Origin of the sequence: Hoyosella sp. YIM 151337 (genome assembly GCF_026041215.1) — a bacterium.
In the GTDB taxonomy this organism is placed as follows: Bacteria; Actinomycetota; Actinomycetes; order Mycobacteriales; family Mycobacteriaceae; genus Hoyosella.
In genome coordinates, this window is record NZ_JAPEIQ010000021.1 from 76,817 (window position 1) to 89,879 (window position 13,063).

Annotated in this window: 16 protein-coding genes; 6 read left to right on the forward strand and 10 right to left on the reverse strand. The window is 61.1% G+C overall.

Features of this window, described 5'->3' with window-relative positions; translation table 11 throughout:
- Positions 1–87 precede the first annotated feature (87 nt).
- The 3 genes from ONR57_RS09850 to ONR57_RS09860 form a co-directional block, all read right to left on the reverse strand.
- Entirely contained in the window at positions 88–1,248 is a 1,161-nt protein-coding gene (locus tag ONR57_RS09850) for an acyl-CoA dehydrogenase (RefSeq protein ID WP_265123125.1), read from the reverse strand.
- A gap of 81 nt (positions 1,249–1,329) precedes the next feature.
- Entirely contained in the window at positions 1,330–2,016 is a 687-nt protein-coding gene (locus ONR57_RS09855) for a TetR family transcriptional regulator (RefSeq protein ID WP_265123126.1), read from the reverse strand.
- Between the two features lie 35 nt (positions 2,017–2,051).
- Positions 2,052–3,548, reverse strand: coding sequence for an NCS1 family nucleobase:cation symporter-1 (locus ONR57_RS09860; RefSeq protein WP_265123127.1), 1,497 nt, complete (start codon positions 3,546–3,548; stop codon positions 2,052–2,054).
- A gap of 309 nt (positions 3,549–3,857) precedes the next feature.
- Here ONR57_RS09860 and ONR57_RS09865 point away from each other — a divergent pair, with 309 nt between their 5' ends.
- Positions 3,858–5,309, forward strand: a complete 1,452-nt coding sequence (locus ONR57_RS09865) for a YfcC family protein (protein ID WP_265123129.1) — start codon at positions 3,858–3,860, stop codon at positions 5,307–5,309.
- Here the strand turns inward: ONR57_RS09865 and ONR57_RS09870 are convergent.
- From ONR57_RS09870 to ONR57_RS09880, 3 genes are read right to left on the reverse strand one after another with little or no spacing between them, the layout of a single operon-like run.
- The gene (locus ONR57_RS09870; protein ID WP_374116430.1) at positions 5,306–5,989 is read right to left on the reverse strand and encodes a response regulator; all 684 of its coding nucleotides are present in this window, start codon (positions 5,987–5,989) and stop codon (positions 5,306–5,308) included. The two genes, ONR57_RS09865 and ONR57_RS09870, sit on opposite strands and share 4 nt — an antisense overlap.
- Positions 5,986–7,362, reverse strand: a complete 1,377-nt coding sequence (locus tag ONR57_RS09875) for a sensor histidine kinase (protein ID WP_265123131.1) — start codon at positions 7,360–7,362, stop codon at positions 5,986–5,988. The genes ONR57_RS09870 and ONR57_RS09875 overlap by 4 nt, the downstream gene beginning before the upstream one ends.
- Before the next feature lie 14 nt (positions 7,363–7,376).
- Positions 7,377–8,564, reverse strand: a complete 1,188-nt coding sequence (locus ONR57_RS09880) for an iron-containing alcohol dehydrogenase (RefSeq protein ID WP_265123376.1) — start codon at positions 8,562–8,564, stop codon at positions 7,377–7,379.
- A gap of 380 nt (positions 8,565–8,944) precedes the next feature.
- Between ONR57_RS09880 and mftA the strand changes: the two genes are divergently transcribed.
- The 5 genes from mftA to ONR57_RS09905 all read left to right on the forward strand — a co-directional run bounded on the left by mftA (position 8,945) and on the right by ONR57_RS09905 (position 11,991).
- Entirely contained in the window at positions 8,945–9,055 is a 111-nt protein-coding gene (gene mftA, locus ONR57_RS09885; protein ID WP_265123132.1) for a mycofactocin precursor MftA, read from the forward strand.
- Positions 9,033–9,335: a mycofactocin biosynthesis chaperone MftB gene (gene mftB, locus ONR57_RS09890; RefSeq protein WP_265123133.1), complete on the forward strand. Its 303-nt coding sequence runs from the start codon at positions 9,033–9,035 to the stop codon at positions 9,333–9,335. Before mftA ends, mftB begins: the two co-directional genes overlap by 23 nt.
- 2 nt (positions 9,336–9,337) lie before the next feature.
- A complete protein-coding gene (mftC, locus tag ONR57_RS09895) occupies positions 9,338–10,525 on the forward strand; it encodes a mycofactocin radical SAM maturase (protein ID WP_265123134.1) in 1,188 nt (395 codons plus the stop codon).
- Positions 10,526–10,567: 42 nt separating this feature from the next.
- Entirely contained in the window at positions 10,568–11,740 is a 1,173-nt protein-coding gene (mftD, locus tag ONR57_RS09900; protein WP_265123135.1) for a pre-mycofactocin synthase MftD, read from the forward strand.
- A gap of 92 nt (positions 11,741–11,832) precedes the next feature.
- Positions 11,833–11,991, forward strand: a complete 159-nt coding sequence (locus tag ONR57_RS09905; protein ID WP_265123137.1) for a hypothetical protein — start codon at positions 11,833–11,835, stop codon at positions 11,989–11,991.
- A gap of 99 nt (positions 11,992–12,090) precedes the next feature.
- Here the strand turns inward: ONR57_RS09905 and ONR57_RS09910 are convergent, their stop codons facing one another.
- From ONR57_RS09910 to ONR57_RS09925, 4 genes are all read right to left on the reverse strand, one after another.
- Positions 12,091–12,300, reverse strand: a complete 210-nt coding sequence (locus ONR57_RS09910) for a hypothetical protein (protein ID WP_265123139.1) — start codon at positions 12,298–12,300, stop codon at positions 12,091–12,093.
- An 11-nt stretch (positions 12,301–12,311) separates the two neighbouring features.
- Positions 12,312–12,467 (reverse strand): DUF6131 family protein, encoded by a 156-nt coding sequence (locus tag ONR57_RS09915; protein ID WP_265123141.1) that lies wholly within the window; start codon positions 12,465–12,467, stop codon positions 12,312–12,314.
- A complete protein-coding gene (locus tag ONR57_RS09920; protein WP_265123142.1) occupies positions 12,467–12,670 on the reverse strand; it encodes a CsbD family protein in 204 nt (67 codons plus the stop codon). Before ONR57_RS09920 ends, ONR57_RS09915 begins: the two co-directional genes overlap by 1 nt.
- A 109-nt stretch (positions 12,671–12,779) precedes the next feature.
- Positions 12,780–13,043: a hypothetical protein gene (locus tag ONR57_RS09925; protein WP_265123143.1), complete on the reverse strand. Its 264-nt coding sequence runs from the start codon at positions 13,041–13,043 to the stop codon at positions 12,780–12,782.
- Between the last annotated feature and the right edge of the window lie 20 nt (positions 13,044–13,063).

The window sequence follows — 13,063 nt, forward strand, 5'->3', positions numbered from 1 at the left end:
TCGTCACGCGCTCGCATAATCGCACAGGAAACGGGACACATTCACAGGTACGTGTCGTGAATCTGTCCCGTTGATCGTGAACCTGTGTCAGCGGAGCAGTGCGCGCGACATGACTACGCGCTGAATCTGGTTGGTGCCCTCGTAGATTTGCGTGATCTTGGCGTCGCGCATCATCCGCTCGACCGGGAAATCGGTGGTGAATCCCGCACCACCGAACAGTTGCACCGCGTCGGTCGTTACCTCCATCGCCACATCAGACGCGAAGCACTTGCTGGCGGCAGAGATGAAGCCTAGATTTCCTTCACCGCGCTCCGCACGCGCGGCAGCGCTGTAGACCATAAGTCGCGCGGCCTCGACCTTCATCGCCATGTCGGCGAGCATGAACTGCACGCCCTGGAAGCTGCTGATCGAGGTGCCGAACTGTTTGCGATCCTTGGTGTATTCGATAGCGGCATCGAGCGCGCCCTGAGCAATGCCTACTGCCTGCGCACCGATCGTGGGCCGGGTGTGGTCGAGGGTTTGCAGTGCGGTTTTGAAGCCGGTACCCGGTTGCCCGATGATCCGGTCACCGGGGATGCGACAGTTCTCGAAATACAGTTCCGCGGTCGGCGAGCCCTTGATGCCGAGCTTCTTTTCCTTCGGACCGACGATGAACCCGTCATCGTCTTTGTGCACCATAAACGCCGAGATTCCGTTGGCACCTTTGTCCGCATCCGTCACCGCCATCACGGTGTACCAGCTGGATTTGCCACCGTTGGTGATCCAGCACTTCGAACCGTTCAGAATCCAGTCATCGCCGTCCTGCTTCGCGCGGGTGCGCATGGACGCGGCATCTGACCCCGCCTCACGCTCCGACAGCGCGTACGACGCCATCGCCTCACCGGAAGCCAGCTGCGGAAGTACCTGCTTCTTCAGCTCCTCCGAGCCCTGCAGAATCAAACCCATCGTGCCGAGTTTGTTGACCGCGGGAATGAGGGACGACGATCCACATACTCGCGCCACTTCCTCGATGACGATGCACGTAGCAACTGAGTCCGCGCCCTGACCGCCGTACTCCTCGGGGACGTGCACCGCGTTAAATCCCGAGGCTGTCAGCGCGGATAGCGCCTCCTCAGGGAAACGGGACTGCTCGTCGACGTCTTTGGCGTAAGGAGCGATCTCCTTTTCGGAGAGCGCACGGATTGCGGCGCGCAGCTCATCGTGTTCTTCATTGAGCTTGAACAGGTCAAAGTCAGGGTTGCCAGCCATGGGGCGGTTCACTCCTCAAGTGCGGCACTCAGTGCCAGCTATAGACGACACCACCCAGTGAAACATGGCACTTAGTGCCAGTCAAGAGGTGAGCTGTCCGGGGTCGACCTGGTTTCGCACGGCGTTCGCGATTACCTCAGCGGGAGTGCCCGCCGGGTACTTCACCACCAGGATTTCCGCGCCGGCCGCCTTGCTGGGTGCGACACGGTACGTTGTGCGCACACCCGCTAGCGCGTCCTCTAGCGCGTCAACCGTCGCCATGCTGTCGCCGCGGATCATCGCGCGGAGGAGGTAATTGTGGCACGCAGTGACAGCCGCTGCGTATCCGACGATCGTGAGCACCTCGACGTCTGGCTGCGCCGCTCGAAGATAGTCCACGAAAATGCGCTCGTAGCTGTGCGTTGTGACGAGTTCACGGTCACGCAATGCGGGAACCCGCTGAACCACGCGGTATCGGCGCAGTGAAAGGTCGCGATTGTCGCGGAAGTGTAGGAACACGATCTTCGCGGCCTCGCAGATGGCCGCCCACGGATCTGCGTCCGCCGCGTTCAGGTACTGCTCGACGTCATTGAGCAACTGTTCATGGTCGGCGAAGATCACACCTTCCTTTGAGCGGAACTGCCGGAAGAACGTCCGCCGCGAGATCCCCGCCGCAGCAGCGATCTCATCGACGGACGTCGCTTCGTAACCACCTTCAGCGAAAAGGTCGATCGCCTTCGCGACCACACGCACCCGGAAGTCCGAGTCTCCTTCGCCAAGCTCAGTCATGTCCGCAAGTATCACATTGCGTCGTCGCCGACGCCTCAGTGCGATTCCGTATGCACAGGAAGCCCCGCATCCGCCCGCATGAACATATAGTGCAGCGCAGCTCCGATCGCTGCACCGATCAGCCAGGCGAAACCAGTGAGTTCTTCAAGGTCAGGCACCCATACGGTCGAGATTGAAAACACAGCGCCCACGCCGAATGAAGCGAGCGCCCGTACGTTCCACCCCTTAGTGAAGTAATAGGTGCCGTCAGCAGCCGTCGAGTACAAATGCTGGACACGCAGCCGCTGACGGCGGATCAGGTAATAGTCGACCACCATAATTCCGTACAGCGGCGCCAGCACGGCGCCGAGAGTGTCGACGAATCGCGCAACGCCCATGTCCGCGATGAACCCTATCCACAGCGCACCAATGACGAAGGCGATGGCCGCGGTGATCATGCCTCCCGCCCGGAAACTGATCTTCGAGGGAATCATGTTCGCGAGATCATAAGCGGGCGGGATGAAGTTGGCCACTAGATTGATGCCCACGGTGGCCGCGAAGAAGGTGAGGGCAGCGACGATCGTCAGCCAGCTGTTGTCAACCCGCTCGACGATGTCCGCAGGATTAGTCAGAGCCTCCCCGTACAACACTCCTGTACCTGCGGTAATGACGAGCGCAATGAACGAGAAGAACGCGAGACTGACCGGAAGACCCAGTAGGTTGCCGAGTTTCATGCCACGTTCCGTTTTCACGAACCGAGAGAAGTCACCGTAGTTGATGATCACGGCAGCGAAGTACGCCACCATCGTGCCGACGACCGCACTGAAAGCGCTGAGACCTCCGGCGCCTTCCGCGCCGGTGAAGACATCGCCGAGGCTGCCGAGCAGTCCGCTGCCCGCCTGCACCCAGATCGCGATCATGAGCACGATCATGACGATGTAGACCATCGGTGCAGCCCAGTTGAGATAGCGGGTTATCCACGTGATACCGCGAACAAAGAGCAGCACCTGAAACGCCGCGACGATCATGTAGGAAAGCCAGCCGATCGGTGACATACCGAGAAAGGTGGCTGTGCCCTCGTACCCTGTCACCGCAGTGATCAACAGCGCGACCGCAGTGGAGGCGAAGTATGTCTGCGCGCCATACCAGAAGATCGCAACAATGCCGCGCACCAGCGCAGGGAACTGCGCGCCGTGCACGCCCATACTGGCACGCGCCATCACTGGATACGGAATTCCATATTTGACACTGGGTTTACCAGTGAGATTGACGAGCCCCATCACGATGAAGCCGGCAAGAATAATTCCGGCCATCACCCACCATCCGTTCAGGCCCGAGGTGATAAATAGCGAAGCCGCCAGCGTATACCCGAAAAGACTTTGAATGTCGTTCGACCATACATTGAAGATCTCGAACCCGCCCCACGTGCGCTTCCTGTGCGGGAGCGGAGCCAGATCATCGTTGTACAGCTGGGGACTGCCGTGAGCGATCACCAGCGGATCGGCTGATGGGGCCGCCGCAGTCGCAGTAGAGCGATGATTGAGGTGTTCCACCCAGATGAAGCTACAGCGCGACTGTTGCCGGTGAATTGCCCTAAGAATATATTCTTAGGGGAAACCAACCCTCGTCACAGCCAGGCCAAAATCTCCCTGTGCAAGTCAACACAAAACGCAAAAATCGGGCAGTTTACGCTGACCGCCGCAGGTAAAGATCAGTTTGTGTTACGCCAGGTAAGGCTATGTGAATTACGTGTAACAGTGGTCGGTCGCAGCAATCCTCAACAACGCACAACTAATTCCGCTGCAGTAGCGTAACTCCAGCCTGGTTACGGCAAACAATCCTGATTTCACTAATGAGGCGCCATGTCCGAGAATCGCACTACAGCGGTCGACGCACCCGAAGAGGGCGCGACCACCGCCAAGAAGTCTTTTCAGCTACCCCACATTTACATAATTCTCCTCGGCTTCATCGGCCTAGCTTCGCTCGCGACGTATCTCGTGCCCGGCGGCAGCTACGAACGTGTCGACGGCCCCGACGGACGTACGACAATCGATCCCGGCTCTTTCCAGTTCATCGACGCGAACCCGATCGGCTTCACCGACTTCATGGTGGCCATTCCGCAGGGCCTGATGAGCGCTGGTGAGGTTGTTTTCTTCACCCTGATGATCGGCGGCGTGTTCATGGTGCTGCGAGCGACCGGACTCATTGAACTTGCCGTCGACAAACTGACGCGCCGGTTCGCCAGCCGCAGCCTCGTGATGATCGCGCTGTTGATGATGACGTTCAGCGTCATCGCTACTTTGATTGGCACGCAGGAGCTTTCGCTGGTCTATGTGCCGGTCATCCTGCCTTTGATCATCGCCCTGCGGTACGACTCGGTAGTCGCCGCCGCGGTCGCGCTGTGCGCAACTACCGCCGGGTTCTCCGCGGGGGTTCTCAACCCCATCAACACTGGCCTCGGCCAGCAACTCTCAGGACTGCCGCTGTACTCAGGGTGGGCACTGCGCGCCACGGTTCTGGTGGCCATTCTCAGCACGGCGATCTTCTTCGTCGTCCGCTACGCGCGGAAGGTCCAGCGGGACCCGGCACTCAGCCTCCTGGCGGGCGACGCCTATGAAGCGAGCAAGCGCGAAGAGTTCCAGCATGCACTCACCGAACAGACCCCGGCCGCGACGACCCGGCAGAAGCTCGCTTCGATCGCGACCCTGGGCTTTCTCGCGCTGCTGGTCTTCGGCGTTCTCCAGCAGGGCTGGTTCATGCTGGAAATGGCAGGTCTCTTCATCCTGATGGGCGCTGTGGTCGGCCTTATCGCGGGACTATCTGGCACTGAGATTTGTGATGCCTTCAACAAGGGTTTCCGTGAGGTCCTCGTCGGAGCGCTGATCGCGGGCGTCGCGCGCGGAGTAGCCGTGGTTCTGGAAAACGGACAGATCCTCGACACGATCGTTCACGGCCTCGGCAATCTGGTCGGCGGACTGCCCGTCGTACTCGCCGCGGTGGGTATGTTCTTCGCGCAACTGATGTTCAACTTCATCGTTCCGTCGGGCAGCGGTCAGGCGCTTGTCACGATGCCGATCATGGCGCCGTTATCGGATGTCCTGGACGTGACGCGGCAGACCGCAGTCCTTGCCTACCAGCTTGGTGACGGCTTCGGAAACATCTTGTTCCCGACGTCCGGCTACTTCATGGCGACGCTCGCGCTAGCAGGCGTGCCATGGCAGAAATGGATTCGATTCTTCTTTCCCCTGTTTCTGGCATGGGTGTCAATCGCGCTTGCGTTCTTGATCTTCGCCCAGGTAACTGGCTGGTCCTAGATCAGCCCGAGCTTGCTCGCCTCGTACACGGCCTCAGCCCGGCTTGACGCACCTAGCTTGCGCATGATGTTGCGCACGTGGAACTTCACCGTGGTTTCTGAGATATACAGCGCACCACCGATATCCCGGTTGCTTTTGCCGTGTGCGAGGTGTTCGAGCACCCGCTGCTCCCGGTCGGTCAGCGTAGGTTCCGACGATGCGGTCCGAATCGACCGGACCATCACAGAGGCAGACCTGGCATCGAATGCGCTCTCGTTGCGAGAGACCGCCCTGATCGACGTGACAAGTTCAGTGGTGTCGACGTCCTTGAGTACATAGCCTTTCGCGCCGCGATGGATCGCCTCGAGCACGAGTGCATCATCGAGAAACGTGGTGAGCACGAGGACACCGGTTTCCGGGTAGCGGGCTACCAGGTCGGAACACACTTCAAGGCCTTCCGTGTCTGACCCTGTGGACAGCTTCAGGTCGAGCAGGACGATATCGGGACGGTGCCGTTCGACTACGGCCATCGCCTCCGCGGCCGTCGCCGCTTCAGCCACGACGCGCATGTCGGCTTCACGCTCAAGTATGAACCGCAGACCCTGGCGCACGATCGCGTGGTCATCAACGAGGACGATCTTCAAAACGGCGGTCCCCCCGTCTTGGGGACGTTCATGGCGTTGTGTCGCGTGCATGGTCATGTCCTCTCGTCCATCGCGAATGCCTCCAGCGGCAGCGGGAGGTCGAGGCGCACGGTAATTCCGCCAAGCGGGGACCGGCGGATAGCGAGAGTGCCGCCAAGATCTTGCGCGCGGGCCAGCATGTTCGCCAGCCCACGGTGCGCCCCGGCAAGATCGGTCGTCTCCGCCAGGCGCAACATCCGCCGCAGGTTCACAGGGTCGCCGTTGCCATCGTCAGATACCGTCAGCGTGAGCCTGTCTGGACGGTAGTTCAGCCTCACCACTGCCTGAGTTGCGTTGGTGTGCGCGACGGTGTTGAACAATGCTTCACCGGTAATCCGCAGGATTCCGTGTTCCGCTTCCCCTGGGAGCGATATCGGCGCGCCGCGAACCACGACCCGGACCTTCACGTCACTGGGCAAGTGCACAGTTGACAAGCGCTCCAGCATGTCGGGGAGGGTGCCGAGGCAATCGTCGGGCCCGTGATGCAGCGCATAAATGGCGGCCCTCAGCCGCTCGACCGCCTTGCGTGTGAGACCTTTTGCCGCGGTGAGACGTTCGATCAGGCCGCTCGTGTCAGACTCGTCATCCATCAACTGCGCCCGGCACAGTTCAATCGTCATCCCTGCGGACAAAACATCTTGCGTGACGCTGTCGTGCAGTTCGCGCGCGATGCGATGCCGCTCGTAGTCCAGCGCCTGTGCCTGCATGGCTTCGATCAGCCGCCGATGCGTTTCGGCGAGTTCCGCATCCCGCGCTGCGAGATCTCGCTCCTTCTGAGCCGCGGCTTCCGACAGTTGCTCCGTACGGCCCCGCAGCTTCGTGGTGGCGTGCAGTAGATAGGAGTTGTGCATGGCAACAGCCGCGTGGTTCGCGAGAACGCGCAGAATGGCCAAGTCTGTTTCCGACACGAGGACGTGGCCCGACGGCAAACCAGCAATACCGCCGACATACTCGCCGTCGAGAGTCATGCCGACACGAACAACTCCATCCGCGCCCGTGTAATCTTCTGCCTCCCAGGGACGGGCACTGAGTACCTCAACGTGGGCAGCCGCGATGGGGCGGTCGATTTCCTCCTTGATCTCCCCGTCCGACAGCACCAGCTGACGCGGCCGAGCTGCTTTCAGCGCACCGTCGGCGAGCACGACGACGACCCAGTCGGCCTGTAAATGCTCGCTGGCCGCGATCAGGATCGCTTCGATCAGCGCCCGCGGGCCCTCTGTGGTTCGGACGAGTGCGCGCGAAATACTGTCGAGGGCCCGCACGGCGTTTTCAAGTCGCTCGGCAGAGCGCAGGTACTCCGGATAGAAAGAGCGCTTGCCTGACCGAACACCGGTGAGGGCGCCAAGATCCGCCTCGGAACGTCCGTAACCCTGAGGGCCTGCAATTGTCATAGCCGTGGCCTTCCTTACAGGGCATCGCGGAAGAGGGCAGCCACGAGCGCCTCGTCGGCTTCGCGGGGATTCGTGGCGAGACATGCATCGTGCAATGTGGTTCTCGCAAGGATGGGGATGTCAGACTCTCGAACGCCTAGCGCTCCAAGCCCTTTCGGCACCCCGACATCGTCAGCAAGCTGGCGGACACGGTCTGCAAGCAAGTCCGCGACACTGCCCGCTGACTTACCTGCTGTATTGATTCCTACGGCCTTCGCGAGCGGGACGAAGCGGTCAGGGTCGGCTGCGGCGTTGAACCGTATGCCATGCGGCAGCAGAATTCCGTTCACCACGCCGTGCGGTGCGTCGAGCAGACCGCCAACCTGGTGACTCATCGCGTGGACGATGCCCAGGATCGCGTTGGTGAACGCCATACCTGCCTCGAGTGCTCCCTGCGCCATTGCGATTCGTGGCTCCGCACGGCGCCGGTGCACCATGGTCTCGCCCAGGTTCTGCGTAATCAGCCGAGCTGCGTGCAGCGCGTGAAGGTCCGTCAGCCTGTTGTGAGCACGAGAGGTAAACGCTTCGATCGCGTGCGTGAGGGCATCAAGACCGGTGGCAGCGTTGAGTTCGTCCGGCATTGTTGTCAGCAGTCGCGGGTCGATCACGGTGATGTCCGGGACGAGTGTGCGGCTGATGATCGTGACCTTGATGTGTTCAGTGGTGTCAGTGATGACCGCGAACTGCGACACGTCGGCCCCGGTCCCGGACGTCGACGGCGCCATCACCAACGGAGGTATCGGGTTCACGACCCGATCCACACCCGCATATCCGAGAATATTGCCACCGTTACGGGCGAGAATCGCTACCGCTTTCGCGGCGTCGATGCACGAACCGCCCCCGACCGCGACAATCACGTCGCAACCGCTTTCTTCGTAGTGGTGAAAGGCTTTGTCGACTTCATAGTCCTTCGGATTCGGAGTGATCCCCGTCCACAACGTTGGGCGCAGCCCAGCACGCTCGAGATAATCCAGCGCCTCTTCAACCCAGCCAGCCTTCTCAATGCCCGGATCTGAGACAAGGAACGGACGCCGGGCGCCAACCCGAAGTGCGCTATGCCCGAGCTCGGCGAGCGCGCCCGGGCCGAAAACGATTTCGGGTGTGTGAAACTTGGCGAGCTGCGACGTGCCCGACTCGGCATAAAGTTCGCCTGGGCCAGGCAAATCGCCCTCGTCACGCGGCTCAAGGTCCACAAGATCAGTGAAGATCTGGGCGTTTTCCGCCCACCGCCGCGTGGCCGCGAGCGCGGAATCAGGCGTTAGTCTCACGAGGCTCCTCCACCGATTCGATCGTCCACCGCACTCCAGCGTAGCCCCATTGTGACGCCGAACACACCGACTACTGGGTGGGGCCCTACCTATCCGATCGGGCAGGTATCCGCTGCCCCTGCGCCACACGAGCAGTCCCGCCACCCTGCCCGAACGGATAGTTTCACGCGAGCGATCGGACGGTTCTGGCGAAAGCCCCTTCCAGCCTGCGTGCCGCCGCACCTACCGTCAACAGCGTCAGTGATCCACATCACCGTTTCCCGAAGGAGCCACCCATGGCTGCATCAGCGCATGTCCCCGCGGACAACGACTCCACCTGCGAAAGCACCACCGACGAGTTGCTGGTCGAGGAGGTGTCGATCGATGGCATGTGTGGCGTCTACTGAGCAACCCGCGAAGTTCGATCCAGCAGGGCGCTACACGCTGTCACCCTCGGTTTCCGTCCGGCCGGAGCCATTTGGCGCGCTGCTGTACGACTTCCACACGCGCCGGCTCGCGTTCTTGAAGTCCCCGGAGCTAGCCACACTCGTTCAAACGTTGCATACGCACTCCTCAGCCCAGGGTGCGGTAGCGGCAGCGGGTGTTCCGGCAGAAGAACACGGCACGTACCTGCGCGCTCTTGCTGGCCTTGTGGCCACCGGAACGCTCACACCGAAGGACACATAAGGATGAGACTCGTCGAGCATTTCAAAGAGGGGCTCAACGCTCCAATCTGCCTAACGTGGGAACTGACATACGCGTGCAACCTTTCGTGCACGCACTGCCTGTCAGCATCGGGCAAACGCGACCCGCGTGAACTCACAACCGCGGAATGCAAGGCGGTGATCGATGAACTCGAACGCATGCAGGTCTTCTACGTCAACATCGGCGGTGGTGAACCCACGGTCCGCCCGGACTTCTGGGAGCTGCTTGACTACGCTATCGATCACCATGTCGGAGTGAAGTTCTCGACGAATGGTGTGCGCATCACGCCCAGCCGCGCCAGGCAACTCGCGGCCACAGATTACGTCGATATTCAGATCTCCATCGATGGTGCGACGGCCGACGTCAACGACGCGGTCCGCGGCCCCGGCTCGTTCGATACGGCCATGCGGGCCATGCAGAATCTCGCTGACGCCGGGTTCAACGGATTCAAAATTTCGGTGGTGATGACCCGCCACAACGTTGCCCAGCTCGACGATTTCAAAGCGATAGCGGATCGCTTTGGTGCCCAGCTGCGCATCACACGGCTCCGTCCATCTGGTCGCGGCGCGGACGTGTGGGACGATCTGCACCCGACGTCCGCGCAACAGCTGAAGATCTACGAATGGCTGCTCGACCACGGTGCGGATGTCTTGACTGGCGACTCGTTCTTCCACCTCAACGCGCTGGGCTCGAGCCCCCTTCCTGGGCTCAACCTGTGTGGTGCGGGACGAGTGGTGTGCCTCATCGACCCTGTCGGCGACGTCTATGCCTGCCCATTCGCGATTCACTCTGAATTTCATGCGGGCAACGTCCGCACAGAAGGCGGTTTCGCGGCAGTTTGGCAGACTGCACCGCTTTTCCAGACGCTGCGCCAGCCTCAGACAGGCGGTGCATGTGCATCATGTCCCGCATTCGATTCCTGCCAGGGCGGATGCATGGCTGCGAAGTTTTTCACCGGGCTGCCGCTAGATGGGCCGGATCCGGAATGCGTGCGCGGCAATGGCGAGCGCGCCCTGGCCGCAGCGGGCACCCGGGCCTTGCCTAAGCCGGACAAAGATCACACGCACACCGCACGGCGGCTGGGGGTTCAGCTCGGCATGCCCGCCACGGCCAGGCGGCGTTCCGCGCCCGACCGTCCCTGCAACACAAGTCCGCTCGCTGGCCTGTCGTAGCCCGCGACAACCCGCAATCTCATAATTCTCGGAAGGAACACCATGGCCAGCAGCAACGAATGGTTCGAAACGATCGCTGAAGCCCAGCAGCGAGCCAAGAAGCAAGTACCCAAGTCCGTTTACCTCGCGCTTCTCGCTGGGTCGGAGAAGGGTGTCACCTTACGAGACAACGTCGATGCCTTCGGTGAGCTCGGTTTCCGGCCGCACATTGCAGATCTGCCCCAGGTTCGCGATCAGGCAACGAGCGTTCTCGGACAGGACGTGTCGCTGCCGGTACTCATCTCTCCGACCGGCGTCCAGGCAATTCACCCCGATGGTGAGGTCGCGGTTGCCCGGGCGGCAGCTGCGGCGGGGACCGCGATGGGCCTGAGTTCGTTCGCTAGCAAGCCTGTTGAAGACGTGGTGAACGCGAACCCGAAGACGTTCTATCAGGCGTACTGGATGGGTGGACGGGATGCGATCAGCGCTCGGCTCGACCGTGCGAAACGCGCAGGTGCGCAGGGCCTTATCGTCACACTTGACTGGACGTTCGCCACTGGACGCGATTGGGGCAGCCCGGCCCTTCCAGAGCGGCTCGACTTCAAGACGATGATGCGGTTTGCTCCGCAGGCTGTTCGGCGGCCGCGCTGGCTATCCCGCTTCGTGCGCAGCGGCTCACTCCCGGACCTTACCGCGCCGAATCTCGCGGAGCCCGGGGAACCTGGCCCAACCTTCTTTGGCGCGTATTACGAATGGATGCAGACACCCTCACCCACGTGGGAGGACCTTGCCTGGCTGCGTGAGCAGTGGGACGGCCCCCTGATGATCAAGGGCATCATGCATCCTGATGACGCGCGCCGCGCCGTCGATGTCGGCGCGAATGCGATTTCTGTGTCTAATCACGGCGGAAATAACCTCGACAGCACTCCGGCTGCAATCCGTGCGCTGCCGGGTATCGCGGCTGCAGTGGGCGACGACATTGAGGTCGTCCTGGACGGTGGGATTCGGCGCGGCAGTGATGTCGTGAAAGCGATCGCACTTGGTGCGCGCGCGGTCATGATCGGCCGGGCCTATCTGTGGGGCATGGCGGCAAATGGCGAGAAGGGGGTGACCAACGTGATCGAGATCTTGCGCTCCGGCATCGACTCTGCGCTGCTCGGACTCGGGAAGTCCTCCATCCACGACGTCACTCCCGAAGATCTCGTCATCCCCGCAGATTTCACCCGCGGAATGTGACCATATCGAGGTTTACTCCGAAGCGCCGCAGCCTGTCACGTAACATGTACGGCTAGCCGTTTCGGCTAACAGTCTAGCGACCCGGAGGAAACATGCCCCCCATCATGGTTTTCGACCTATCAACACTGGGACAGGAGCAGCTGGGTTTCCCGCCGGCTGACCTTTACACCGCCATCATCGACGGCCTCATCGCCGTTTCAGCCTTCGTCAACGAAGTAACTGGCGGAGTATTCGGATTACCTGTTTTCTAGCACGCGGCACAAAACGATGCGGCGCCGGTTGGACTAACCGGCGCCGCATCTCGGGACACGACGGGCGCCGAGCGCTGGGAGGACCCGCCGTTTGTTACGTTACTGACTCGGTTCGGGCAACTGGCACTCCGCGACCTCCGGGTTGACACCGAAGTAATTCAACGGTCCCGCGATGATTGTCACCACGAGTGTGCTTACGCCGGGGCAGTCAGGTGGCGTGTCTGTGTACAAGCCACGCTGCCCTGCTGCGATTGCACCGACAATCAGCCAGATGAGCGCGATCGTGACGAGCAAGCCTCCGATACGCATGGTTGGTCACCTCAATACCAGTAGCGGCGTCCTGCCACTGGCCTGCCAACGGCTCCGAGAAGCGCGAGAATGGCACCGATAACCAGCAGCGCGATACCAATCGTCCACAGGATCTGGATACCGGCAAGCCAGCCGATAACCAGCAGAATCAAACCCAGTACGATCATCACTCATTTCCTTTCAGGGCATCTTTCGCATCCTTGAAGGCATCGGTGACCTTGTCTTTTGCCTGCTTTGCCTTGGCCGCCGTTTTATCCTTCCTACCCTCGGCCTGCAGATCTTCGTCGTGCGTGCGTTCACCGATCTTCTGCTTAGCGTCACCAGTGACCTCTTGAGTCTTGGGCTTCATACGATCCGCAAAGCCAGCCATCAGATCTCTCCTTTGAACTCATTCCGCACGCCGACCGCCCAGGGGCGTCGCTAAGTGCGACAATAGGTACATTCCCCGTCGGACGCGCTTTTATACATCACTCTTGTTTTTAAGCATCGAGAGGTCCTCTGCCCTCTGTCGACGTTTGCCGATCGTGAGTGTCTGGCAGGGCTTCAGCTTTCCTGGCTGCGTTCTTTCGCCACAGCACGCCGCCAAGCACGAGCAGAACGACACCGGCAATCGCGGCTGCGACTGCTCCACCGGTGACACCGCCCGCTGCCGCAACAATTGCCAGTGCGATTGCAACTACGGCTGCACCAATCAGCAGATATGCGGCGTTTCCGAATGGGGCGCTAGGGCTGCGCTCACTCATTTTCGCTCCTTTCCAGTCTC

Excerpts from the sequence above, each read along its gene's own strand:
- ONR57_RS09920 (WP_265123142.1), bottom strand. The coding sequence starts at position 12,670 with ATGGCTGGCTTTGCGGATCGTATGAAGCCCAAGACTCAAGAGGTCACT.
- mftC (WP_265123134.1), top strand. The coding sequence starts at position 9,338 with ATGAGACTCGTCGAGCATTTCAAAGAGGGGCTCAACGCTCCAATCTGC.
- mftB (WP_265123133.1), top strand. The coding sequence starts at position 9,033 with ATGGCATGTGTGGCGTCTACTGAGCAACCCGCGAAGTTCGATCCAGCA.
- mftD (WP_265123135.1), top strand. The coding sequence starts at position 10,568 with ATGGCCAGCAGCAACGAATGGTTCGAAACGATCGCTGAAGCCCAGCAG.
- ONR57_RS09865 (WP_265123129.1), top strand. The coding sequence starts at position 3,858 with ATGTCCGAGAATCGCACTACAGCGGTCGACGCACCCGAAGAGGGCGCG.
- ONR57_RS09875 (WP_265123131.1), bottom strand. The coding sequence starts at position 7,362 with ATGACAATTGCAGGCCCTCAGGGTTACGGACGTTCCGAGGCGGATCTT.
- ONR57_RS09925 (WP_265123143.1), bottom strand. The coding sequence starts at position 13,043 with ATGAGTGAGCGCAGCCCTAGCGCCCCATTCGGAAACGCCGCATATCTG.
- ONR57_RS09905 (WP_265123137.1), top strand. The coding sequence starts at position 11,833 with ATGCCCCCCATCATGGTTTTCGACCTATCAACACTGGGACAGGAGCAG.
- ONR57_RS09915 (WP_265123141.1), bottom strand. The coding sequence starts at position 12,467 with ATGATCGTACTGGGTTTGATTCTGCTGGTTATCGGCTGGCTTGCCGGT.
- mftA (WP_265123132.1), top strand. The coding sequence starts at position 8,945 with ATGGCTGCATCAGCGCATGTCCCCGCGGACAACGACTCCACCTGCGAA.
- ONR57_RS09850 (WP_265123125.1), bottom strand. The coding sequence starts at position 1,248 with ATGGCTGGCAACCCTGACTTTGACCTGTTCAAGCTCAATGAAGAACAC.
- ONR57_RS09910 (WP_265123139.1), bottom strand. The coding sequence starts at position 12,300 with ATGCGTATCGGAGGCTTGCTCGTCACGATCGCGCTCATCTGGCTGATT.
- ONR57_RS09855 (WP_265123126.1), bottom strand. The coding sequence starts at position 2,016 with ATGACTGAGCTTGGCGAAGGAGACTCGGACTTCCGGGTGCGTGTGGTC.
- ONR57_RS09870 (WP_374116430.1), bottom strand. The coding sequence starts at position 5,989 with ATGACCATGCACGCGACACAACGCCATGAACGTCCCCAAGACGGGGGG.